Annotated in this window: 15 protein-coding genes; 9 read left to right on the top strand and 6 right to left on the bottom strand. The window is 67.9% G+C overall.

The window, feature by feature from the left end:
• Positions 1–25 precede the first annotated feature (25 nt).
• Positions 26–3,247, bottom strand: a complete 3,222-nt coding sequence (locus tag ACSFB7_RS24435; protein WP_435474794.1) for a bifunctional cytochrome P450/NADPH--P450 reductase — start codon at positions 3,245–3,247, stop codon at positions 26–28.
• A gap of 199 nt (positions 3,248–3,446) precedes the next feature.
• Between ACSFB7_RS24435 and ACSFB7_RS24430 the strand changes: the two genes are divergently transcribed.
• Positions 3,447–5,000 (top strand): class I adenylate-forming enzyme family protein, encoded by a 1,554-nt coding sequence (locus ACSFB7_RS24430; protein WP_435474792.1) that lies wholly within the window; start codon positions 3,447–3,449, stop codon positions 4,998–5,000.
• 33 nt (positions 5,001–5,033) lie between these two features.
• Here ACSFB7_RS24430 and ACSFB7_RS24425 read toward each other — a convergent pair whose 3' ends face one another.
• Both ACSFB7_RS24425 and ACSFB7_RS24420 read right to left on the bottom strand, forming a co-directional pair.
• Positions 5,034–6,293, bottom strand: coding sequence for a branched-chain amino acid ABC transporter substrate-binding protein (locus ACSFB7_RS24425; RefSeq protein ID WP_435474791.1), 1,260 nt, complete (start codon positions 6,291–6,293; stop codon positions 5,034–5,036).
• 26 nt (positions 6,294–6,319) lie between these two features.
• Complete coding sequence (locus tag ACSFB7_RS24420) at positions 6,320–7,006, bottom strand: TetR/AcrR family transcriptional regulator (RefSeq protein WP_435474790.1); 687 nt, start codon at positions 7,004–7,006, stop codon at positions 6,320–6,322.
• 85 nt (positions 7,007–7,091) lie between these two features.
• On the opposite strand from ACSFB7_RS24420, the gene ACSFB7_RS24415 reads away from it, so the two are divergent.
• From ACSFB7_RS24415 to ACSFB7_RS24400, 4 genes are all read left to right on the top strand, one after another.
• On the top strand, positions 7,092–8,705 hold the full coding sequence (locus ACSFB7_RS24415; RefSeq protein ID WP_435474789.1) for an AMP-binding protein: 1,614 nt from the start codon (positions 7,092–7,094) through the stop codon (positions 8,703–8,705).
• A gap of 13 nt (positions 8,706–8,718) precedes the next feature.
• A complete protein-coding gene (locus tag ACSFB7_RS24410) occupies positions 8,719–12,018 on the top strand; it encodes a carboxyl transferase domain-containing protein (protein ID WP_435475202.1) in 3,300 nt (1,099 codons plus the stop codon).
• 65 nt (positions 12,019–12,083) lie between these two features.
• Positions 12,084–13,403: a GDSL-type esterase/lipase family protein gene (locus ACSFB7_RS24405; RefSeq protein WP_435474788.1), complete on the top strand. Its 1,320-nt coding sequence runs from the start codon at positions 12,084–12,086 to the stop codon at positions 13,401–13,403.
• A 158-nt stretch (positions 13,404–13,561) separates the two neighbouring features.
• Positions 13,562–13,936: a YXWGXW repeat-containing protein gene (locus ACSFB7_RS24400; RefSeq protein ID WP_435474787.1), complete on the top strand. Its 375-nt coding sequence runs from the start codon at positions 13,562–13,564 to the stop codon at positions 13,934–13,936.
• 6 nt (positions 13,937–13,942) lie between these two features.
• On the opposite strand, the gene purU is transcribed toward ACSFB7_RS24400, so the two are convergent.
• Positions 13,943–14,800 carry a formyltetrahydrofolate deformylase gene (purU, locus tag ACSFB7_RS24395; RefSeq protein ID WP_435474785.1) on the bottom strand — a complete coding sequence of 286 codons (858 nt, stop codon included), beginning with the start codon at positions 14,798–14,800 and terminating at the stop codon, positions 13,943–13,945.
• 233 nt (positions 14,801–15,033) lie between these two features.
• Between purU and aptA the strand changes: the two genes are divergently transcribed.
• Positions 15,034–16,368 carry an omega-aminotransferase AptA gene (aptA, locus tag ACSFB7_RS24390; protein ID WP_435474784.1) on the top strand — a complete coding sequence of 445 codons (1,335 nt, stop codon included), beginning with the start codon at positions 15,034–15,036 and terminating at the stop codon, positions 16,366–16,368.
• On the opposite strand, the gene ACSFB7_RS24385 is transcribed toward aptA, so the two are convergent.
• Complete coding sequence (locus ACSFB7_RS24385) at positions 16,296–16,655, bottom strand: hypothetical protein (RefSeq protein ID WP_435474782.1); 360 nt, start codon at positions 16,653–16,655, stop codon at positions 16,296–16,298. The genes aptA and ACSFB7_RS24385 overlap by 73 nt on opposite strands.
• Before the next feature lie 37 nt (positions 16,656–16,692).
• Here ACSFB7_RS24385 and ACSFB7_RS24380 point away from each other — a divergent pair, with 37 nt between their 5' ends.
• From ACSFB7_RS24380 to ACSFB7_RS24370, 3 genes are all read left to right on the top strand, one after another.
• Positions 16,693–17,268, top strand: a complete 576-nt coding sequence (locus ACSFB7_RS24380) for a hypothetical protein (protein WP_435474780.1) — start codon at positions 16,693–16,695, stop codon at positions 17,266–17,268.
• Between the two features lie 14 nt (positions 17,269–17,282).
• Positions 17,283–18,674 (top strand): CsgG/HfaB family protein, encoded by a 1,392-nt coding sequence (locus ACSFB7_RS24375; protein ID WP_435474778.1) that lies wholly within the window; start codon positions 17,283–17,285, stop codon positions 18,672–18,674.
• A gap of 81 nt (positions 18,675–18,755) precedes the next feature.
• Complete coding sequence (locus ACSFB7_RS24370; RefSeq protein ID WP_435474776.1) at positions 18,756–24,116, top strand: beta strand repeat-containing protein; 5,361 nt, start codon at positions 18,756–18,758, stop codon at positions 24,114–24,116.
• 76 nt (positions 24,117–24,192) lie between these two features.
• On the opposite strand, the gene ACSFB7_RS24365 is transcribed toward ACSFB7_RS24370, so the two are convergent.
• On the bottom strand, positions 24,193–25,011 hold the full coding sequence (locus ACSFB7_RS24365) for a ChaN family lipoprotein (RefSeq protein ID WP_435474774.1): 819 nt from the start codon (positions 25,009–25,011) through the stop codon (positions 24,193–24,195).
• Between the last annotated feature and the right edge of the window lie 3 nt (positions 25,012–25,014).

Genomic DNA, 25,014 nt, shown 5'->3' with positions numbered 1-25,014 from the left:
GCCAGCCCGCCTTCTGTGCCGGCCGTCAGGTGCCGGCCCACACGTCCAGCACGTAGCGCTGGTCGGCAATCATCTTGTCCATCCATGCCGTGCTGTCGTGCCCATGCTCGCGTGCCAGGTCGCTCAGCGTGCGCCGCACGTCGGGCTCCATGCGCGAGCCGTCGCCGCACACGTACACCACGGCGCCCGCTTCCAGCAGCTTCCAGACATGCGCTGCCTGTTCGCGGATCAGGTCCTGCACATAGACCTTGCGCTCGCCCGAGCGCGAGAACGCGGTGTGCAGCTTCATCACGCCGCGATGGGCCCAGGCCTTCAGTTCCTCGGCGTAGATGAAGTCTTGCTCGGGGTGCCTGCAGCCGAAGAAGAGTAGGGCGTCGCCCAGCGCCTCGCCCGCCTCGACCTGCGCGGCGCGCTCCTGCAGAAAGCCGCGAAACGGTGCGAGACCCGTGCCGGGGCCGACCATGATCAGCGGGCGCGTCACGTCTTCCGGCAGCCGGAAGCCTTCGGCTGTGGTCTCTCGGATCACGCCGTGCACCGTGTCGCCCGCCTCGGCGCGCGCCAGGTAGTTGGAGCACACGCCCTCGAAGGTTCCGCTGCCCGACAGCGCCGGCGCACTCACCACGCCCACCGTGACGCTGCAGCGGCCCGGCGTCATCGTCGGCGACGAGGAGATCGAGTAGTAGCGCGGCGACAGCGGCGACAGCATTTCGAGGAACACCGCAAACGGCACCTGGCAGGCGCGATGTTCTTCCAGCAGTTCGAGCAGCGACTTGCGCTTGTGCAGCACCTCGGCCTTGTACGCGGCCTGCGAGGCTTCGTCGCTGCCTGACAGCGCCACCAGCTTCGGCTTGGTGAAAGGGCATTCGGTGTGCGCCGCAAGCGTGGCGATCTGCTTGCGCGTGGCCACGTCCTGCAGCTCGACGTAGTCGCCCAGCAGGCGGTCGACCGCGATCACCTGATCGACCGGCAGCGCCGCCTTGCGACCCGCGCCTGCATGCAGTCGCACGTGGGCCGAGCGGTCGAAGCCGAAGCGCGCCATCGCGCGTTCGACCTGCGCGGGGCTGTTGCGCGGCACCACGCTCAGGTGGTCGCCGGCGCGGTAGATCACGCCTTCGGGCAGCGTCAGCTCGACGTGGCGCGTGGAGCGCCCGGCCTCGCCGTTGCTGCCACCGCTTTGCAGCTCGCGGTTTTCGATGACACGCAAGGCCACCGCACCCAGCGCATCGACCAGTGCGTTCTTCTGCGGCGGCGGCAGCTCTTCGAGCGTGTAAAGCGGCTCCGCCTCCGCCGGCGTGTCCGCACCGGTCTTGATGTCGAAGGCCTTCACCAGCTCGGGCCAGAGCGCGTCGCTCCAGTCCTGGAAAGCGCCGTCCATGTCCTCGCGCGCATCGCCTTCGCCGCGCGGATGCACGCGCGTGGCGCCCAGCGCTTCGAGCCGTTCGTCGATGCGGCGCGGTACGGCCTGGTAAGTGGCGGCCCAGTCGGTGTTGCCGCAGCCGAAGACGCTGAAGCGCACGCCGTTGAGCGAATCGTCGGCCTTGTCGAGCCAGCGATGAAACTCGGCCGCGTTATCGGGCGCCACGCCGTTGTATGAAGCGCAGACGATCGCCACCGCACCGCTGGCCGGCAGGCGCTCGGCGTAGTCGTCGAGCGAAGCCAACTGGGTCGAGAAGCCGCGCAGCTCGCCGGCCTCGGCCAGTTGCCGCGCCAGGTCTTCGGCCGTGCCGAGGTTGGAGCCCTGCAGCACCAGCAGCGAGGTGCCATGGCGTGCCGCCTGCGGCTTGCGCGCGGCCGGCTGCGTGGGTTGCACGGGCGCGGCCGTCGCGTCGGCCAAGTGGTTGCGCGGGCGCGTGGCCGGGTCGCGCAGCAGCGCCTTGATCTTGAAACCCTCGGGCTTGATCGTCAGCGCTTCCTTGATCTTCAGCTTGTAGTTCGTGTGGTCGACGAGGTTGAAGCGCTGCAGGATCATGCCCAGCGTGAGCACCGCCTCTTGCAGCGCGAACTGCCGGCCGATGCACGCGCGCTGCCCGTTGCCGAAGGGCTTGAAGGCATTCACCGGCCGCTCGCGCTCGGCTTCGCGGCTGAAGTGGTCGGGGTTGAACTCGTCGGCGTCCTCGCCCCAGATGCCCTTGTCACGGTGCAGCGCCAGCGCATGCATGATGACCATGTTCTTCTTCTTGATCGTGTACTGGCCGCCGATGGTCGTGTCTTCCTTCGCGCGCATCGCGATGGCCGGCGCCGTCGGGTACAGGCGCAGCGCCTCCTTCAGCACCTGCATCACGTACTGCAGGCGATTGACCTGCGCATAGGTCGGCTTTTGCGTGGTGTCGGGGCCGAACACGCTGTCGACCTCGGCCTGCGCCTTGGCCAGCGCTTCGGGGTTCTTCAGCAGGAAGTAGGTGGCAAAGGACAGCAGGCCGCTGGTGGTTTCATGCCCTGCGATGAGGAATTCGATGCACTCGTCGCGGATCATCTTGTCGTCGAGCTTCTCGCCGCTCTTCTTGTCCACGCCCGCGATCATGTAGCTCAGCAGGTCGGGCTTGGTGGCGATGTCGGCACCGCTTGCGCGGCGCTCTTCGATGATGTCTTCCACCATCTTGTGCATGAAGCGGATGTCCTTGCGCTGCTGTGCAAGCTCCTTCTTCAGCATCAGTTCTTCGAGCGGCAGGCCGCGCCGGTTCTGCACCGTCTCCAGCGTGCGCACCATCGCGTCGACAAAAGGATGGAAGCCCTCGCGGTAGAACGAGTTGAAGCGGTAGCCGAAGCCGCACAGGCCGATGGTGTCGAGCGTGAGCGCGGTCATGTCGCGTACCACGTCCACCTCTTCGTCGAAGTTCAGGCGCTCCCACTTGGTGACCAGCTGGCTCGCGATGTCCAGCATCATCGGGTGGTAGGCCTGCATCGCGCGCTGGCTGAAGTTGGCCAGCAGGATGTTGTGCGGCTTCGACCAGGTCTCTTCATGCGTGTCGGAGGTGAAGAGCCCGTGCGACGCGGCGCGCAATCGTCGCAATGCACCGCGTGTACTTTTGTCGAAGCGTGCCTCTTCGCAGAGTTCGTCGACCAGCGCGGGCGACGACACCACGATCACCGGCATGCCCGGCATGTCGAGCCAGTAGATGCCACCGAGGTCTTGCGCGATCTTCCACATGTCGAGCACGGGAGAGTCGGAGCCGATCGACAGCAGGTTCCCGACGAAGGGTTTCTTCGCCGGATGCGGGATCGGGTGGAGCGAGTTTTTGCCTGCCATGGGTTGTTGTGCCTTTGGAATGGACCCGCTTCGGATGTCCGTGGTGTAACAACCGGAGTATCCCGATGGCACGGGGGCCCGCAGGACGGGGTTTCCCTTAGCTCCTGGGCCCCTGCGGCGCCGGCAGCCTGTTGACGCAAGCCAACGCCGGGGCCACCGCCTACGCTGCGCCGACCCCTTGCTTTCATTCCGCCACGCCATGTCTTTTGCCGGACCCGACAACGACCTGAAACTCTTCGAAGCCCTGGACCGCGCCGCACGGCGGCATCCCCAGGTCACGGCCTACATCGACGGCGAACGCGGGTTCAGCTTCGGCCAGGCCGCGCAGGCCAGCGAACACCTCGCCGTCGCCCTGCTGGACATGGGGCTGCGCCGGGGCGGGCGCATCGCGCTGCTGTCGCCGAACCGGATCGAATGGCTGCAACTGTTCTTTGCGGCGGCGCGCATCGGCGTGGCCGTGGTGGCGCTGAGCCCGCGCTACCGCGACAGCGAACTCGCGTTCATGCTGGCCGACAGTGCCTGCCAGGCGGTGTTCACGGTCGAGCAGGTGGACGACTTCGATTGCGCGGCGATGTTCGAACGCCTGGCGCCGCAATTGCCGGCGTTGCGCCAGGTGGTGACGCTCGATGGCGCGCGCTTCGCCGAGATGGCGGCCACGCCGGTACGGCGCCCGCTGCTCGACGATGCGTCCGCCCAGGTGCAGGCGGACGACCTCGCGATGGTGATCTACACCTCCGGCACCACGGGTCGCCCCAAGGGCTGCGCGCTCACGCATGCCAGCATGCTGGCCTCGGCATGGGGACAGTCGCAGCACACGGGCGTGCAGCCCGGCGAGCTGCTGCAGCTCGGCAATCCGCTCAACCATGTGGGCGGCATCACCTGCGGCGTGCTGGCGCAGTTGCTGGCCGGAGGCAGTTGCGAACTGGTCGGCACCTTCAAGGCGCAGACCGTGCTCGACATGATCCGGCGCCATCCGCCCGCCTTGCTGGTGGGCGTGCCGACCATGCTGACGCTGCTGCTGATGCATCCGTCGTCGGCGTCGGTCGACCTGAACAGCGTGCGGCTCATCGTCACCGGCGGCTCGAACGCCGACGCCACCTTGCTCGGGCAACTGAAGGCGCGCATGCCGGCGGCGACGGTCATGAACCTCTACGGGCTGTCCGAGTCATCGGGCGCGCTAGTGATGTCGCCCGCAAACTGCGCCGACGACGACCTCATGCAGGCCATCGGCCAGCCCTTGCAGGGCGTGGAGATGCAGGTGCTTGCCCCCGGCGGTGCCGTGTTGCCGCACGGCGAGATCGGCGAGCTGTGCTTTCGCGGCCTGGGCGTGGTGCGCGGCTACATCGGCGCGGCCGCGTCGGGCGGTGCCTTCGCCGACGGATGGCTGCACACGGGCGACCTCGGGATGGTGGACGCCCGGGGCTTCATCACGCTCAAGGGCCGCATGAAGGACATGTACATCCAGGGCGGCTTCAACGTCTACCCGGCCGAGGTGGAGGCGCTGATCGCGAGCCACCCGGGCGTGCTGATGGTGGCCGGCATCGGCGTGCCCGACCCGGTGCTGGGCGAGGTCGGCCGCTACTTCGTCGTGCCCAGGGAAGGCATCAGCCTGACGGTGGATGCGCTGCTCGCGCATTGCGACGGGCGCATCGCCGACTACAAGATGCCCCGGCAGATCGTGCTGCGCGAGCAATTGCCGCTGACGCCGGCCGGCAAGATCCACAAGGCGAGGCTGCGCGACGAGGCCGTGTGAACCGTCACGCCAGCCCCGCGCGGTCGTCGGGCCTCAGGGCCGGACCATCTTGCAGTCGGTGCCCTGTGCCAGTTCGTTCCCCGTATAGACGGCATCGGTGCGAAAGCCGTAGTTCGTGCCTTCCCAGCCCGTCTTCACCGTCTTGCCGTCCACCGGCGCAATGGTGTTGACCACCTGCGGCAACAGCAACTGATGGTCTTCGGCGCGCATGCGCACCGGCCCGACCACCGAATCGAAGCTCAGGTCTTCGAGCGCGTGCGCCACCTTCACCGTATCGGTCGAGCCCGCCTTGTTGATGGCGGCTGCCAGCAGGCGCGGCGTCATGTCGATGCGCGGCGCCAGAAAGTCCTTGCCGGTCTTGGCCTTGTAGGCCTTGGCCAGCGCGTCCACCTTCGGCGTGTCGGCCTCGCCCGGATGCCATTCGGCCACCCAGGTCAGCTGCCCCGTCTTCGCCTGCGACACGGCCGTGACCGTGCCCGGCACCGACCCCGCGCTGTGGTTGAAGTAGCGCAGGTTGTAGCCCGCGTCGCCCGCGGCCTTGAGCAGCAACGTCATGTCCTGCCCCCAGTTGCCAGTGATGACCGAGTCGGCCCCGCTCTGGCGGATGTTCGCCACGTAGGGCGCGAAGTCCTTCACGCGGCCGATGGGGTGCAGCGCCTCGCCGACGAACTGGATGTCGGGCCGCGCAAGGCCGACCATCTGCCGGCCATAGCTCGCCCATTGCTTGCCGTGCGCGTAGTCCTGGTTCAGCAGGTAGACCTTCTTCACGTCCGGCGTCTTCTTGATGTAGTTGGCCAGCGCCTTCATCTTCATCGCCGTGTTGGCCTCGGTCTGGAAGTGCCAGAAGCTGCAGGCCTTGCCGGTCATCTCGGGGTCGATCGACGAGTGGTTCAGCACGATCAGCTCCTTGCCCGGGTTGCGCTGGTTCCAGCGCGCCACCGATTGCACGAGCGCCGTGACCACCGACGAGCCCGAGCCACCGGTCACGATGGCCCTGGCGCCCTGGTCGATGGCCGCCTGCAGTGCGCTCTGGCTTTCCTGCGCCGAGAGCTTGCTGTCGAACTGCAGCAACTGCAGCTTGGTGCCGCCGAGCACGCCGCCCTTGGCGTTGATGTCGTCGACGGCGTACTGCGTGTGCATCAGCATCAGTTCGCCGACGTTGGCGAACGGGCCGGAGAGCGGATCGATGTACGCGATCTTGTAGGTCTGTTGCTGCTGCGCGTGGGCGGCGCCGGCGGTGGCCAGCAGGCAGGCAAGGGCGATCCGCGCCAATGGCGCACGGTTGAACTTCATGGTTTGTCTCCGGGGATGGTTGTCGGTCAGTTCTTCGCTTGCAGCCCGATCACGCGGCCGGCCAGCTTCGTGAGTTCGGCCACCACCTCGTCGATCGAGAGGCGCCCGCCGGGGCGATACCAGCTGTACAGAAAGCCCGGCAGGCTGCAGGCCGCGAGCGCGGTGATCTTGGTCTCGGCAAAGTCGAGGTCGCCATCGCGCCGTGCTTCTTCGAGCAATGGGCACAACAGGTCGTAGAAGTGATGCGCGAGCTTCTTTTGCGCCGCGATGTATTCGGGGCGGTACACCTGCGGCTCGCGGTAGGCAAAGAAGGCCACCGGGTGATGCGTGATGGTCGCGCGGATCAGCCGCTCGATGCCGTCGATCACCTTCTCGCTGGCGCGGCGTGGGTCGGTGGCCGCGAAGTCGAGCGCGGTGAAGCAGTCGACCGCGGGGCGCCATGACAGTGTCTCGAAGATCTCCTGCTTGTCGCGGAAGTAGTAGTACACGAAGGGCTTGGTCACGCCCAGCGCGCGCACGATCTGCGCCATCGTGGTGTTGGCGTAGCCCTGCGCCGCGAAAAGCTGCGCGGCAGCCTGCAGGATGCGCTCGCGCTGCAGGTCGGTGCCCTGCGTGGCCGCGCGCTGGCGCCCCGTGCCCTGGGGCAGGTGCGGCTGCGTCGTGGTTTCGTCGTCCCCAGAGGGTTTGTGCCGTGTCGCGGAAGTTATACCCATGGGTAGGATTGTTCGTGCACCATGCCGCATTGGCAAGCGCCCGCCATGCGCAGGCGGCTATCGATAACCCTGAGAAAGTGACGCCATGGAGACATTGCCCGACCGCCCCCAGCAGCCCCTGCACGAGTACCTGCGCACCCATGCGCGCGAGCGTGGCGACAGCCCCGCCTGCATCTGGTACGGCCATGCGATGAGCTGGGCCGAACTCGACCGCGCCAGCGACGCCTTCGCGGCCCGCCTGCAGGCCATCGGTGTGAAGAAGGGCGAGCCGGTGGTGCTTTTTCTCAACAACTGCCCGCAGTACCTGGTCGCGCATTTCGGCATCCAGAAGATCGGCGCCATCGTCTGCCCGAGCGGTCCGCTCAACAAGGAGCACGAGCTGTCCTACCAGGTCAACGACCTGAAGGCGCGCGTGATCGTCGCGGCCGCGCCGTTGCTGCCGGTGGTGCGCAAGGTGCAGGCCGAGAGCGCCCTGGCGCATGTGTTCGTGGTGCACTACGCCGACCTGTTGCCCACGCCAGCCTCGCTCGATCTGCCGGCTGAACTGGCCGCGGAGCAGAAGGCCACGCGCAGCGTGCCCGACAACTGCGAAGACTTCCTGGCCGTCATGCGCGCCGACACCAGGCCACAGCCCGTGGCCATCGATCTCGACGACGTGGCCCTCATGACCTACACCTCGGGCACCACCGGCCTGCCCAAGGGCGCGATGCTGAGCTATGGCAACGCGCTCTTCAAGACACGCGCTGCCGCCGACTGCAACGGCGTAGGCCCGGACGACGTGCTGCTGTCCATCGCGCCGCTGTATCACATCGCCGGCATGCTGATGGGCGTCAACGTGCCGGTGCTCAGCGGCGCCGCCTCGGTGCTGCTGCACCGCTTCGATCCGCGCGCCGTGCTGCAGGCCATCGCGGGCTACAAGGTGAGCTGGTGGTACAGCATCGCGCCGATGAACGTCGCGTGCATGCAGGTGCCCGACATCGCGAGCTTCGACCTGGGCAGCCTGAAGATGAACCCGGTGACCAGCTTCGGCATCACCTTTACCGAACCGCTGGCCGCGCAATGGCGCTCGCACGCGCGCAACTGCACGTCCTTCGAGGCCGCCTATGGCCTGAGCGAAACCCACACCTGCGACACCTACACGCCGCACCATGCGCCGCGCTGGGGCACGCAGGGCATTCCGGTGCCGGGCGTGACGATCCGCATCCTGGATGCCGACACGGGCGCCGACATGCCCACCGGCGAAGTCGGCGAGATCGTGCTCACCAGCCCGGGCACCTTCAAGGGCTACTGGAACAAGCCTGAAGCCACGGCCGCCACATTGCGCCGCGGCTGGGTGCACACCGGCGACATGGGCAAGCTCGACGCCGACGGGTACCTCACCTTCATCGGCCGCTTCAAGGAAATGATCAAGGTCTCGGGCTACAGCGTGTTCCCCGAAGAGGTCGAGACCATCCTCATCAAGCACCCCGCCGTGGCACAGGCGGCGGTGATCGCGCAGCCCGATGCCGAGAAAGGCGAGGTCGTGAAGGCCTTCATCGTGCGCAAGCCCGGTGCCGCGCTCGATGCCGATGCGCTCGTGGCCTGGGCCCGCGACAACATGGCCAGCTACAAGGCGCCGCGCGCCGTGAGCTTCATCGATGCATTGCCGACCACCGGCGCCGGCAAGGTGCTGCGTCGCCTGCTCAAAGACCCCACCTGAGAGGTTCCGTTTGCTGTTCTCCAAAGTTCTGATTGCCAACCGCGGCGAGATCGCGGTCCGGCTGGTGCGCGCGCTGCGCGACCTCGGCATCGCCAGCGTGGCGGTGCATGCGCGCGACGATGCGGCGGCGCTGCATGTGCAACTGGCCGACGTGGCCGTGGCGCTCGAGGCGACAGGGCCTTCCGCCTACCTCGACATCGCCGCGCTGATCGCCGTGGCGCGCGCGCAGGGCTGCGATGCGGTGCACCCCGGCTACGGCTTTTTGAGTGAGCGTGCCGATTTCGCGCAAGCCTGTGCCGATGCGGGGCTGGTCTTCATCGGCCCGACGCCCGAGCAACTGGGCCTGTTCGGCGACAAGGCGCGTGCACGCGCACTGGCCACCCAATGCGAAGTGCCGGTGATGCCCGGCAGCACCGGCGCGGTCACGCTCGCGCAGGCGCAGGCCTTCTTTGCCGAACAGCATGCGCAGGGCGCGGGCGTGATGGTGAAGGCCATCGGCGGTGGCGGCGGACGCGGCATGCGCGCGGTGCTGAAGGCCGAGGAATTGCCCGAGGCGCATGCACGCTGCATGTCCGAAGCCAAGGCCGCCTTCGGCATCGAGGGCGTGTATGTCGAACGCCTGATGCGCAACGCGCGGCACATCGAAGTGCAGGTGCTGGGCGACGGCCAGTCCGTGGCCAGCCTCGGCGAGCGCGAATGCACCTTGCAGCGGCGCTTCCAGAAGCTGGTGGAAATTGCGCCCAGCCCGTCGCTGCCCGAGGCCTTGCGCGCGCAGGTGACGCAGGCCGCACTGCGCATGGCGAAGACGGTGGTCTATCGCGGCCTGGGCACGTTTGAATTTCTGGTCGATGCGGAATCGTCGACCTTGCCCTTTGTCTTCATCGAAGCCAATCCGCGCCTGCAGGTGGAACACACGGTGACCGAGGCGGTCACGGGGTTGGACCTGGTGCAACTGCAGATCGCGGTGGCGGCGGGCGAGCGTTTGAATGCACTGGGCGTGGAGGCTGATCGCACGGCACCGCAACGCGGCTTTGCGATCCAGTGGCGCATCAACGCCGAGACGCTTGATGCGCAAGGCAATGCGCGGCCTTCGGGCGGCACGCTGGCGCGCTTCGACCTGCCGGCGGGGCCGGGCGTGCGTGTCGATACGCATGGCTACACGGGCCTTGCGCCTTCGCCGCACTACGACACGCTGCTGGCCAAGCTCATCGTGCAGTCGCCTTCGCCGCGTTTCGCGGATGCGCTGCGGCGCTCGTCGCGCGCGCTGGACGAATGCCACATCGACGGCATCGCCACCAACCTGTCGCTGCTGCGCGCGATCGCGGCGCGGCCCGAGTTCGCCACGCAGGCGGTGCACACGCGCTTCGTGGAGGCGCACCTGGGCGACCTGCTCGCGGCTGCGGCTTCGCTGGAAAAGCATGCGAAGAAGGGCGCGCCCGTGGTTGCGACGGAAGGCGCTTCGGCCGTCGTGGACGACGACGCCGACGACCTCACGGTCAAGGCCCCGATGCCCGCAAAGCTCGTGCAGTTCGAAGTCGCCGTGGGCGACGTGCTGCCCGCCGGCGCCCAGCTCGGCGTGCTCGAAGCCATGAAGATGGAACACCTGCTGCACGCGCCCGTGGCCGGCCGCGTGGTCGCGCTGCTGGCCGCGCCCGGCGACTACCTCGTCGAAGGCCAGTCGCTGGTGCGGCTGGAGGCCGTCGATGCGCAGGCCGTCGAGGCCGAGGCGCGCGCCGAGCACGATCTCGATGCAGTTCGCCCCGACCTGCAGAAGGTGATCGACCGCCACGCGCCCACGCTCGACATCAACCGCAAGGCCGCTGTCGACAAGCGCCACGCACAGGGCGGCCGCACCGCGCGCGAGAACATCGCCGACCTGTGCGACACCGCTGGCGACCCCGGCAACTTCATCGAATACGGCGCGCTCGCCATCGCCGCGCAGACGCGCCGCCGCACGCTCGAAGACCTGATCGCCAACACGCCCGCCGACGGCATGGTCACCGGCCTTGGCAGCGTCAATGCAAGGCAGTTCGGTCCCGAGGTCTCGCGCTGCGCTGTGCTGGCCTATGACTACACCGTGCTGGCCGGCACGCAGGGCATGCGCAATCACCACAAGACCGATCGGCTGCTGGCGGTGGCGCATCAACTGAAGCTGCCGGTGGTGCTGTTCGCCGAAGGTGGTGGCGGCCGGCCGGGCGACACCGACATGCCGATCGTCGCGGGCCTGAACAACCACACCTTCAGCCAGTTCGCGGCGCTGTCGGGCAAGGTGCCGGTGGTCGGCATCGTGCATGGCCGCTGCTTCGCGGGCAATGCGGCGCTGCTGGGCTGCGCCGACGTGATCATCGCGACCAAGGGCAGCAACATCGGCATGAGTGGCCCGGCGATGATCGAAGGCGGTGGGCTCGGCACTTTCGCGCCCGAACAGATCGGGCCGAGCAGCGTGCAGTCGCGCAATGGCGTGATCGACATCCTGGTGGACGACGAGGCCGCGGCTGTTGCTGCCGCGAAGCAGTACCTGTCGTACTTCCAGGGCGCGACCAGCGACTGGCAATGCGCCGACCAGCGCACGCTGCGCCACGTGGTGCCCGAGAACCGCCTGCGCGTGTACGACGTGCGCGCCGCGATGCGCGGTGTGGCCGACACCGGCTCGCTGCTCGAGTTGCGCGCCGGCTTTGGTGCGGGCATCGTCACCGCGCTCGCGCGCATCGAGGGCAAGCCGGTCGGGCTGATGGCGAACAACCCGCATCACCTGGGTGGCGCGATCGATGTGGAGGCTGCTGACAAGTCCGCGCGCTTCATGCAGCTGTGCAACGCGCATGGGCTGCCGCTGGTGTCGCTGTGCGACACGCCCGGTTTCATGGTCGGCCCCGAGATCGAGGCGCAGGCGCAGGTGCGCCATGTGTGCCGCATGTTCATGGTGGCGTCACACTTGCGCGTGCCTTTCTTCGCCGTGGTGCTGCGCAAGGGCTACGGCCTGGGCGCGCAGGCGATGACGGCGGGCGGCTTCGATGCGCCGGTGTTCACGGTGGCGTGGCCCACCGGCGAGTTCGGCGCGATGGGGCTCGAAGGCGCGGTGCGGCTGGGCTTTCGCAAGGAGCTGGCGGCGGTGCCCGAAGGCGCCGAGCGCGATGCGCTGTTCAAGAAGCTCGTGGCACAGCAGTACGCCAACGGCGAGGCGATCCACATGGCGCAGACGCTGGAGATCGACGCGGTGATCGACCCCGCCGAGACGCGCGCGTGGCTTGTGCGCGGGCTGAATTCCGCCACGCGCGTGGCGCAGCCCGTCTCTCCCTACGTCGACACCTGGTAACCCTGCGCTAGACCTCGTAACCCACGGGGGCAAGGCGGCTCCGTAAACTGGGTCGCTTTGCGCGCATGGAACAGATTTCACGCTGGCTGGCTCGCGTTCGCGGAACGACCGCGATGCAAGGGGTGCTCGGGTTTTTTCTTGCGGCACTCGTTGTCGGCGCGCAGGCGCAGGCGGGTACAGGAAAACCACGTCCACCCGTTGTTGAAGCCCATTGGGTCGGCGGCTGGACGATGGCACCCATGGATTTCCAGGAATTGGCGATCAATCCAGCCGCAGTTTCATCAGTCGGCGCGGTCGGCATACAGGCCTTCCGTGGCCAGACCCTGCGCCATTTGCTAAGGCCCACATTGGACGGCGGGCGCGTGCGTATCCGTTTTTCCAACATCTTCGGAAAGACGCCGCTGCACATCGCGGCTGCGAGCGTGGGGCTCGGCACTGGCGCGAGTTCGGCCTCGCCAGCATCATTGCGCGAACTTCGCTTTGCTGGTCGCGGTGACCTTACCGTCGAACCCGGTGCCGAGGCCTGGAGTGACGGCGTCGATCTCCCGGTCGAAGCCGGTCAGGACGTGGTGGTGAGCACTTTTCTGGATCAGCTCACGCCCTTCGCGACCATCAACCTGCAAGACCGGAAGACGAGTTGGGTGGTGCTGGGCAATGCAGTCCTGAAGCCCAAGCTGGAGGGCGCGGTACCGATGGTGCTCAATCACATTGTGACGGGCCTGGATGTGTGGAGCCGCGAGCCTGTCTTGACTGTGGTCGCTTTCGGCGATTCGATCACCGCGGGCGGCGGCGAGGCGGGTGAGGGCACGTACCCCGACCTGCTGGCCACGCGGTTGCGCAGCCGGCCAGGGGCGCCCAAAGAGGTGTCGGTGCTCAATGCGGGCGTCGGCGGCAACCGGCTGCTGTTTGACGGTGCCGGACCCAGCGGCCTTTCGCGCTTTGCGCGCGATGCGCTGGGGCAAAGCGGCGTGACACACGTGATCGTGCTGATCGGTACCAACGACATAGGTCGCAAGGCGTTCGCCCGCACACCGGGCATCGTCATTCCGCCCAACGAGATGCCGACCACCCACCGCATCACCACCGGTCTCGCGCAACTGATCGCGCAAGCCCACGCCAAGGGTGTGAAGGTGCTGATCGGCACCGTGCCACCTTTCAAGAACACGATCTACTCGACGGAGGACAACGAAAGGATGCGCGACGAGGTCAACCGTTGGATTCGCGCCCGCAAGGACGTGGATGGTGTGGTCGATTTCGATGCCGTATTGCGGGACCCTGCGGACCCTGCAGCCATGGACCCCAAGTACGACAGCGGCGACCACCTGCATCCGGGCAAGGCGGGCCGCGCCGCGATGGCGGCGGCGATCGATGTGCAGGGGTTCTGAGGGCAAGCGCCTGCACAAGCGTCAGATCGCGCGACCTGCTGCGATCTGACGGTTGAAGCGCGAAACAGCTCTACACAAGATTTCGCGCGCCACTTACAGGTGCTTCACACGGCGCCGGCAGCATGAAGGCTCCTCCAACAACTCATGGGGCGTTCTTCATGAAAAAACTCGCATTGGCTCTTTCCGTCGGCGCTGCGTCGCTGCTGTCCGTGGGTGCGCTGACCGTTCCTACGGCCGCGCAGGCGCAGCCCATCATCAACATCCAGGTGGCGCCGCCGCCGCCGCGCTTCGAGCGCATGCCGCCGCCGCGGCGCGGCTTCGTGTGGGCGCCGGGGCACTACGAGTGGCGCGGCGGGCGCCATGTGTGGGTCGGCGGCGTCTGGGTGCGTGCACGTCCGGGCTATGCCTACCGCCCGCCGGTGTGGCGCCAGGATGGCGGGCGCTGGGTGTACAGCGCGGGCCGCTGGGACCGTGACGGCGACGGCGTGCCTGATCGCTACGACCGCCGCCCCAACAACCCTTACAGGAACTGACCCGGACTAGCGGAAGACGACGGTGCGGTGGCCGTTCAGCAGCACGCGGTGCTCGCTGTGCCACTTCACCGCGCGGGCCAGCACCTGGCTCTCGGTGTCGCGGCCGCGGGCCGTGAGGTCTTCCACGGTGTCGGTGTGGTCGGCGCGGGCCACGTCCTGCTCGATGATCGGGCCTTCGTCGAGGTCGGCCGTCACGTAGTGGGCGGTGGCACCGATCAGCTTCACGCCGCGGTCATGCGCCTGGTAGTAGGGCTTGGCGCCCTTGAAGCTGGGCAGGAACGAGTGGTGGATGTTGATGGCGCGGCCGGCCAGGTTGCGGCATAGGTCGTTGCTCAGGATCTGCATGTAGCGCGCGAGCACCACCAGTTCGGCGCCCTCGGCCTCGATGATTTCCAACTGCTTGGCTTCAGCCTGCGCCTTGGTCGCGCCGGTCACCGGGATGTGGTGAAAGGGCACGTTGTAGCTGGCCGCCAATTGGTAGAACTCGCGGTGGTTCGAGATGATGGCGCGCACGTCGATCGACAGCAGGCCGCTCTTCCAGCGGAACAGCAGGTCGTTCAGGCAGTGGCCCTCCTTGCTGACCAGGATCACGGTCTTCATCGGCTCGGCGGCGGCGTGCAGTTGCAGGCTCATGCCGAAACCGCCGGCGAAGGTCTTCAGTTCCTCGCGCAGCGTGGCTTCGGTGTGCTCACCGCAGGCGAAGCGCACGCGCATGAAGAACAGGCCGGTGCCGTGGTCGTTGTACTGGGCGGCCTCTTCGATGTTGGCGCCGCGCTCGAGCAGGAAGCCCGAGACGGCGTGCACGATGCCCGTACGGTCGGGGCACGAGAGGTTCAGGATGTAGGCCGGCGTATTTGTCGTCATATCAATTCAGTTACTCGGTCACTCGACAGATGGCGGTGCCGCATGCATTTTCCAGGGATACCGCGGAACCGGCTTTGCCGGGCCGCTGGTATCGCCCCCGGCGAGGGGGTTGGAGGCCACACGCAGTGGGCAAGCCTGGGGGTGATCCATGTCAAGGGGCGTAATTGTGGCAGGGGTGCCAGAATCGCGATTTTCCCGCCCTCTATTACCGCAGACCACCGCAGGAGACACACATGGCCTTCCAGGACTTCAACATGGACAACCAGTGGTTGCCCTTCACCCCCAACCGCCATTTCAGGAAAGACCCGCGCGTCTTCGTGGCGGCCGACGGCATGGAGTTCACCACCCATGACGGCAAGAAGGTGATCGACGGCATCTCGTCGCTGTGGTGCGTGGGCGCGGGCCACAACCGCAAGCCGATCAACGAGGCGATCAAGAAGCAGCTCGACACGCTCGACTACGCCACCGCCTTCCAGGTCAGCAACGACCGCGCCTTCAAGGCGGCCGAGATGATCGCCTCGCTCGCGCCCGGCGACCTCAACAAGGTGCTGTTCTGCAACTCGGGCAGCGAAGCGGCCGACACCTCGATGAAGGTGGCGCTGGCCTACCACCGCGCGCGCGGCGAAGGCCATCGCAACGTGTTCATCGGCCGCGAGAAGGGTTACCACGGCGTGGGCTTCGGCGGCATGTCGGTGGGCGGCATTCCGGGCAACCGCAAGGTGTTCGGCTCGGCCTTCTTGCCGCGCGTGGACCACATGCGCTTCATCCATGACCCGGTGAACCACGCCTACATCCACAACGAGGAACCGGTGTGGGCCGAAGACCCGCTGATCGAGCTTGAAACGCGCATCCTGCCGCTGCACGATCCGAGCAACGTGGCCGCGATCATCGTGGAGCCGGTGGCCGGTTCGGCCGGCTGGTACCTGCCGCCCAAGGGGTACCTCAAGCGCCTGCGCGAGATCTGCGACAAGCACGGCATCCTGCTGATCTTCGACGAAGTCATCACCGGCTTCGGCCGCATGGGTACCAACTTCGCGTCGGACTATTTCGGCGTCGTGCCCGACATGCTGAACTTCGCCAAGTGCGTGACCAACGGCGTGATTCCGCTGGGTGGCGTGATCTGCCGCGACAAGCTTTATGACGCGATGATGAAGACCGACGCGCCCGAGCACGTGGTCGAGTTCTTCCACGGCTACACCTACTCGGGCCATCCGGTGGCCTGCGCCGCGGCCATTGCCACGCTCGATCTCTTCAAGGAAGAAAACCTGTTCGCTCGTGCCGGCGAGATGGGCAAGGTGCTGGGCGATGCCTTCCACAGCGCCTTCAAGGGCCTGCCCAACGTGATCAGCATCCGCAGCCTGGGCCTGGCCGCGGCGGTGGAGCTGGCACCCATCGCGGGCCTGCCCGGCAAGCGCGCCTACGACATCTTCCTGGACTGCTTCCACAAGGGCGCGCTGGTGCGGGCCGCGGGCGACGTGCTGGTGATCGCGCCGCCTTACATCGTGGAGAAATCGCATATCGACACGCTGGTGAACACGCTGGCGGATTCGATCAGGAAGAACGCCTGACCCAGGCAAGCGGCATGCGCGGCAGGGGCTGCGCTGCCGCGTTTTTCGATGGCCGTGTCGTCCTCGGCGACAACCTGTCGGCCCATGCCATCGACGCCGATCATGGCGCTGCCATGGCCGCGCGGATGACACCCGAAACCCACTGATTTCCGTTGCACGGACCGCGCATCGCGGTCCATGCGCGCCGCCCCGCGCCCCAGGTTCCCGCCGGTTATTTCTACCGGTTCCCGGGATACCGAACGCTGCTTGCGATGCCTAGCATCGCCCTCGCGAAACGTCGCACTCATGAATTTTGTGCGAGTGCGTTTTCCGAGAGGAGCAGTCATGCAACGCGTATTTCCCCCCGCCGGCACCGACGTGTCCGGTTGCCGCCGCCAACGTGGAGCGCTGTCGCTGGCACTCCTGCTTGCGGCCGTGTGCGCCGCGCCGCCGGCGCTGGCCAACAACGTCGGCGAGAACGCCGCATGGCAGTTCCAGTCGAGCACCGACAAGGTCAATCAGGCCGCCATCCAGGACATGATCCGCAAGCAGAAGAGCGGCTACTACGCGGCGCCGGTCTACAACACGACCATCGGTCGCCAGTACAACTGCAACGTCTCCGCCAACTCGACCGGCAATGACGGCAACAACAGCACGGTCGCGAATTCGCCGTCGAATGCGGGCGCGCGTTCGGACGCTTCGGGCAACGACAGCCGCACGTCCGTCGGCACGCCCGGCGGCGCGACCGTCGGCACTTCGCAGGCCAACGCCGGTGCGGTGGGCTCGGCCATCGTGGGCGGCACCAGCACGCAGGTGCAGGGCGCGGCCACCCAGGCGCTGAACTCCAACCAGGGCAACACCGGCGCACAGACCGCCAGTGTGGGCGGCAGCTCGGCGTGCGCATTCGGCGTGCTCAATTGAACAGGGCACGCACCATGCACATCACACAAACCCTCTCGCTGGTTGCCACCGCGACCCTCGCGCTGGCCGGTTGCGTCTCCGCGCCGCAGCAACGCTTTGCACCCAGCGAAGCCCCGGTCGTGCTCGGCCCGGCGGTGCGCGACAACATCACGCCGATGGAGCCGGTGCTCGCCTGCTTCGCCGACCACATCGCGGCCACGCGGCGCGCGCCCATCGTCATCGGCGTTGGCGACGTGAAGGACTACACCGGCAAGTACAGCATCAACGAAGGCAACGCCATCACGCAGGGCGGCGCGCTGATGGTCTATTCGGCGCTCGGCAAGCTGGGCGGCGCGGTGAGCATCGCGGAACGCTTCGACCCGGTGATCGCCGAGCGCGAGCTGGCGTACGCCGACCGCCGCCAGCTCGGCGACGGCAAGACCCACCAGTTGGCCGGCCCCAACGGCGGCCAGCAGGTGCCGTGGCTGCCGTACTTCGGCGGCTCGATCAACAAGTCCGACTACTTCATCGTCGGCGGCATCACCGAGCTGAACTACAACATCAACTCCGGCGGCGCCGAGTTCGCAGTGAACCAGGTGGGCCTGAAGGCGCGCACCTTCAGCCAGTCGGTGGGCGTGGACCTGCGCATCGTCGACACCAAGACGCTGATGGTGGTGCGCACCGTGAGCCTGACCAAGCAGTTCAACGGCTACGAGGTCGGCCTGAACGTGTTCCGTTTCTTCGGCAGCAAGCTGTACGACGTGGACATCGGCGCGAAGGGCCAGGAGCCGGTGCAGATGGGCGTGCGCGCCGCGCTCGAAGAAGGCGTGGTGCGGCTCATGGCCGCCGTCACGCAGGTCGACCACCGGCCTTGCATGACGATGCGCCCCGGCGGCGGCGAGCAGATTCCGCTGGTGCCCGCCGCCGACCTGCGCAAGGTCGACAACCCGGGCGATGCCACGGTGGGCGGCGCAGCGGTCACCTCGCCGGTGGTGCAGAGCGGCGTGGCCGTCAATGCCGTGGGCCAGGGCGGCGCGCGCCTCACGGGCACGGCAACGCAAGTGCCCTTCGACTTCGGCGCGACCACGCTCGGCGGCAGCACGCTCGCGCTGATCGACCAGATCGCGGGCGCCGCGAAGAAGGGTGCGACCGACATCGTGCTGGTGGCGCGCGACACCGAGAACTGGGACGCCCGCAAGCGCGACGAACTGACCGACCAGCGCATTGCCGCCGTCACCTCTGCGCTGGCCAACCGCGGCGTGGCGCCGGGCGCCATCAGCGTCACGTGGCGGCCCGATGCGGCCGACACGTCGATCCACCGCGACGGCCCCGGCCTGCAGGAAATCGCCAAGCTGCGCGTCGGCAGCCCGGTGGTCAGCGGGGCCGTGCCGGCCTCTTCTTCCGACAGCGCCGTGAAGGGCGACTGAACGCACTGTTCCGCGCACATCGCGCATCTGTTTTTCTTTCGACCCAGACCAGACCTTTTCCAACATCCGAGGAGTCACGCCATGAAAGCACGCAAGATCCAAAGCCGGGCCGCCAGCGCGCCCATGTTCAGCCTCAGCAGCATCGGCGCGGCCGTGGCGATGGCGCTGATTGCCACCGGTGGGGCACACGCGGCCGAGACCCTGGTCGGCCCCACGTACAACGGCACGGCCCTCGGCGCATCGGCCCTGCCGAGCCAGAGCACCAATGCGGCGCCGATCACCGCCACGATCACCAGCGCAACGGTGGGCACGACCGCCACCGGCACGCCCAGCTCTCCGAACCCCGGGAGCCAGACCACCAACGGCAACCTGATCGGCGCCACCGCCACGGGCAACACCTACACGAACACCATCGCCAATCACTTCGGGGGAGATGCCTCGCTGGGCATCGGCGTCAACACCGGCGCGATCAACAGCAGCGTCGTCACCAGCAAGATGGCCGTCGAGTCCAACGTGCTGCAGAGCGGCAGCCTGGTCAACACCGACAACACGATTTCGGCAACGACGACGCTCAACAGCGGCAGCTCCACGGTGTCGGGCACGGCCGCGGCGGGGCCGGCCGCGCCACTGGCGGGCACAGCGGTGCTGACCTATCCCGCGGGCGCCCAGCTCTTCGATGCCAAGGGCAATGTGGTCGTGACCAACGTGCAGGCGGCCACCGGCCCCGACTCCAGCGCGAGCGTGACGGGCAACATCGTCGACCTGGCCCTGACCACCGGCGGTGTCGTGACGGTCGACTCGACGCTCGCGCGCAACTCGGTCGCGGCCGTTTTCAAAGGCAACACCGCGTCGAACACGGCCTCGATCGCGGCTGGCGGCGCACCCACGTTCGCGGGCTCGGCGCTGGTGTCGAACCTGCAGGTGAACGGCAACGGCATCCTGGCGGCCACGCAGATCGCGAACAACGCGAACACGCTGGTGCTGGGGGGTGTCGGTGGCTTGCCCGCCGGACCTTCCAACCAGTTGCAGGGCAAGCTCTCGGTGCAGGACAACACCATCTCCAGCGCGGCAACCGGCAATGAAGCCCTTGGCGCCACCGCAGGCACCGCTGGCAACCGCATCCTGATCGACGGCGTATCGGTGGTCGGCTCCGTCACGCCCGCCTCGGCGACCAACAACAGCACGCATGTCGGCGTGGGCGTGACCACCAATGTCCGCAGCGACCTGGCCATCGTCAACAGCCAGGGCAACCTCGGCGTCGGCTTCCTTGTGAGCGGCGTCGCCGCGACGACAAACCGCGCCCAGGTGGTTGCGGCTGCGCAGTCGATCAACGGCGGCACCCTCACGCTCGCACGCAACAACATCACGGCGGACGCAGTCGGCAACACGGCCTCCAGCACCATTGCCACGGGCGCAAACGGCGGCTCGGTCGCGGGCACCGTCGCGCTGTCGAACCAGCAATCGAACTCGGGAACGCCGGTGGGCGGCCTGGTCCTGTTGTCGTCCATCCAGGCCGAGACGGGGGATGCAACGGGCCGTACCGTCGGCAGCACGGTGTCGGTGGCCAACAACCGTTTGTCCGCCACCGGCCAAGGCAACCAGATCACCCAGAGCGTGGCGCTCGGCGCTGGCGGCGTGGGCAGTGCGGCAATCGGTGGCGGCAACGTCACGCTGACGGGCGGCACCAGCTCGGACGGCCGCGTGTCGGCCGGCGGCGCCGCCACGCTCACCAACCTGCAGGGCAACTACGGCAGCCCGGTGGGCGGCGTCAACGTCAATCCGACGGTCGTGCTGCGTGCCAACGGCGGCGGGGTGGACATCGCGAACAACACGCTGTCGGTGACCGGCAACCAGCAGGAAGCGGTGGGGATCGGCAGCGGCGCGACCAATTCGCTGTCGCTGTCCGGCAATGCGGTGGGCACCGGCGCGGGCATCGCCAGCGTGCAGATGACCGACGGCACCTCGCCGGTGGGCGCGGGGCTTTCCGACGCGCGGGCCTTGCTGGCCGCGAACGGCAATGTATCGGGCGGCTCGCTGGCGCTCACCGGCAACCTGCAGCGCTCGATTGCCTACGGCAACGCGGTGGCGAACGGGCTGGACATCAAGACGGGCAACGTCGCCGTTGCGCCCGTCCTTCTTCCCATCGGTGCGCCGGCTTCCTCGGTCACCGCCAACCTCGCGAGCAATCTGCCGTTCGACAACAACGCGGCTGCGCAGCCCACGGTGCGCGCGGCCTACGGCGTGCTGAACGACCAATCGGTGCAGGCGACCGTCAATGCTTCCACCACTGGCGCCAACACGATGGCGGTGAACGTCGGCGGCAACGTCGCGGGTGTGCGCATCTCGAACGACAGCAACACGGTGGTCTCGGCGACCTATGCCAACGATGCGGCCAACGGCATCAAGCTGGATGTGAACAACGTGACCAACACGTTCCCGCTGACGGGCACATTCGTGGCCAACGTGACCAACGCGCAGACGGTGGCGGGAGCCAACACGATCATCTCCGCGCTCGTCGGCGGCGGTGCCGTGGAGCGGACCCAGATCAGCGGCTCGGTGTCGGGCGCCGGCTCGTCGGTCTCGACCTCGGACAACCAGACCGAGGCGCTGGCCTTCGGCAGCCGCGCGACCGGCAACACCGTTGCGGTGAAGGGCAACAACATCAACAGCGCCGGCCTTGTGAACCTGAACGGCGCGTCGCTCAGTGCCGCGGGCGTGCTCGGCGTGAACGCCGCCTTCAGCGTGCAGAACGCACAGGCCGGCCAAGGCACGGTGTCGGCCACCCGCAGCGGCGGACCGGAAGTGCTGACGCAGATCGGCGGCAACCTGGCCAACACCAGCGTGGACGCCAGCCGCAACTCGGTCGGGGCCACGGCCACGAGCAACAGCGCGGTCAACGGCGTGGGCATCGACGCGAACGGCATCACGACTTCGGGTGCGGTGCAGAACTTCCAGGTGACGTCGGCTGCGGTGACGTCGTCGGTCGGCCAGGAGAGCCCGTTCCTCAACGACAAGAGCGGCGTGCAGGTCGGCGTTGGCGGCGCCAGCATCGCGGGCGCGCAGATCTCGGTCGACAAGAACATTGCCAGCGGCTCGGCCACCGGCAACGCGGCCACCAACAGCATCGACGTGAAGGGCAACACGATTGCCACGGGCAGCCTGCTGCCGGCCGTTGCAACGAACACCGGTGCGGCGGCCAGTGCCAACGGGGACTACGCCATCTCGAACGTCCAGCGGGTGACCGGACCGGCGCCCGTGTCTTCCAAGGTGGCTGCGGCCTACGGGATCGACACGGCGCCCAACGCGGTGATCAGCGGCTCGAAGCTGAGCGTCTCGGGCAACGCGCAAAGCGCTGAAGCCGTGGCCAACACGGGCACCAACACCATCGCGCTGAGCGCCGGTACGGTTTCCGCGCGTTCCGCGTTGCAATCGACACAGGCGAGCGGGGCGGCGGTCGAGGCGCGCTCGATCAGCCAGGCCTTTGCGCCCGGCGCCGTCGGGAGTTCTTCGGTGCGCCTCTCGGACAACAGCAACAGCGCGCTTGCTGTTATCAACGACGTCGCCAACAAGGTGACCGTGGCCGCGGGCAGCGCCAGCAGCCTCGGCCTTCCCGCCCTGGTGACGCAGGGCGCGCTGCCGGGCAACACGCTGGCCACGGGCGACCAGGTGATCGCCAACCGCCAGTCGGCCACGACTTCGGTCAGCAGCCGCGCCGATCTTTCGCTCTACAACGAAGACGCCACGGTGCCGGCGACCTCGGGCCTGGTCAACAGCACGTTCACGGTCTCGGGCAACGGCAACGTGTCCGAAGCCACGGCCAACCGCGCGAGCAATGCGATGTCGACCACCGGCAGCGTGACGCAGGCCGCAAGAACCGCGGTGCTGAACGTGCAGGACAGCGGGGCCGCCGTGACGGCGCAGGCGAACACCACCGCCACGCTGACGCTGACCGGCGCCAACGCGCTGAACGCCAGCACCGCCACGCTGAGCAAGAACACCACGGGCGCCTCGGCCATGGGCAGCGCGGCGACCAACAGCCTGGAGGTCAAGGGCAACAGCATCGCAGGCAGCGCGCTGCCTGCGGTGGCACAGACCGGTCCCGGCGCCACGCTCACGGCGCTCACGGCGGACCACGTGCTGGGCAACGTGCAAGTGGGCACGGGGGCCGTGTCGGCCACCGTGACGGGCAGCATCGGCGTCGACTCGGCACCGCTGTCGACGGTGACGGGCTCGACGCTCACCGTGTCCGACAACCGCCAGAGCGCGAAGGCCGTGGCCAACACGGCGCTCAACAGCGTGAGCATCACCGGCACGAACGTGGCGGCGCGCTCGGCATTGCAGTCGACGCAATCGGGACTGGCGCCTGTGGCGGCGTCGTCGGGCCTTGACGTGTTCGCACCGGCGGCGTCTTCCGGCTCGACGGTTCGCCTTTCGGGCAACAGCAACAGCGCGCTCGGCGTGATCAACGACGTGGCCAACACGCTGACGGTGGCCGCAGGCAACGTGCAGCCCGCGGGTTCCACGGGCGCCGTGTCGCTCATCGAGACCGGCAGCGCCGACAACGTGACGGCCAACGGCGACCACGTGCTGTCGAACCGCCAGACCGCAGGGGCCGCGGTCAGCAGCACCGCCACCACCTCGCTGTACAACGAGGACCGCCTGGTGCCGAACACGACGGGGCTGGTCGGTGGCTCGTTCACCGTCTCGGGCAACAGCACCATCGCCGAGGCATCGGCCAACCGGGCGACCAACACGGCCGCGGTGACGGGCGATGCGGCGCAGGGCGCCAGCGCCGGCATCGTCAACGTGCAGGGCAGCACGGGGGCTGTGACTGCCACGGCCGTGACGACGGCGCGTGTGACGCTCGCAGGCGCGGTGCCGCTCAACGGCAGCAGTGTTTCCCTGGACGGCAACACCACCGCCGCGCTGGCACGCGGCAATGCGGCGACCAACGTGCTGGATTCGGGTGCCGGCAGCAACTACGGCGCTGCCACGCCGACGGGCTCGGCCGTTCTGGCGGGGACACCGCTCGCGCTCAACGTCGGGGCCAGTGCGGCCATCCTGAACAGCCAGAACAATGCGGGCGCCGTCATGGCGTCGAGCTCTGGCGTGAGCTACCAGGTGGCGCTCAATGGCACGCCTGGCGGCGCGGGCACCTCGAACGGCACGGTGGGGGTGACGGGCAACACGCTGGCTGCGCAGGCCTATGGCAACAGCGCAACCAACCGCGTGACCCAGGTGGCGCTGAACACCGGCACGCCGAGCGCGGCGGTCGGCAACTACCAGGTCAACACCGGAGCGGTCACGGCCACGGTGACCAGCGTGAACTTCGGCATCAGCACACAGGGCGCCGTGGGCAACAGCGCACTGCGCACGACGGGCAACCAGATCACGGCATCGGCCACGGGCAACTCGGCGGTCTCGTCGATCGCGACGCGCTGAGACCGCGTCTTCACCAGGCTGCAAAAAGCCGCGGGCCTTCGGGCTCGCGGCTTTTTTTGAGCTGGCTTTTTAAGGCTTACTGCGAGCTTGTCTTTGCGGGCCGGCGCAGTTCGGCGCAGTAGTCTTTTTCAGGCAGCGGCGGCGTTTGCCAGGTGCTGTCGTATTCACCCGCCACCACGTTGGCAGGGGACTGCGCGGCCAGCATGCGCACGGTGACGACCTTGACGTCGTCCGGCAGATGCTGCGGCACGCCCAGCGTGCGCACCACATGGCCGGCACCGGCGATCAGCAGCACCGTCTTGCCCGGCTGCCGGGCCTTAACGATGGCCTGGGCCATCGCGCGGTCGCGGCCGACCTGGATGCGTGTCATCGGGACGATCTGCGATTCGGGGAGCATCTTGCAGTGGCCTTCGCGCACGGCGTCCTGTTGCGCGGCGTAGGCCTTGGTGCTGAGCTGCGCGTCGAGCGACACGTCGGCCATCGCATCCTTCATGTGGGCGCGCTGCAGGTTGGCGCCGACCACGGGCACGCCGGCACGCACGGCCGCCATCACGGCGGGGCCGTAGCTGGCCCAGGGCCAGGCCTTGTCGTTCCAGTCGAGGGCGGCCTGCACCTGGGCCTCGCTCGCACTGGCCGCGACGTGGGCGGTGCTGCGGCCTTCCTCGGCCATCTCCAGTGCCAGTGCGGCGAGCTGGCCGCGCTCGGCCAGTGCCTGCACGGCTTCGCGTTCGATCACATGGTGTTCGGGGGCGTCGTGCTGTTCGCCCAGCAGGAGGGCGTCGGCCGGCAGCAGGGCCGTGATGCGGCGTGCGACGGGGGCATCGGCATCTGGTGGCGTCGCGGTCGAGCCGGAGGAAAGCGCCGTGCAGCCCGCGAAGGTGGTGGCGGCGAGCATCGG

The organism is Variovorax raffinosi, from assembly GCF_051216615.1.
In the GTDB taxonomy this organism is placed as follows: domain Bacteria; phylum Pseudomonadota; class Gammaproteobacteria; order Burkholderiales; family Burkholderiaceae_C; genus Variovorax.
Note: the sequence above shows the minus strand (reverse complement) of the source record. Positions and strands in the feature narration are given on the sequence as shown.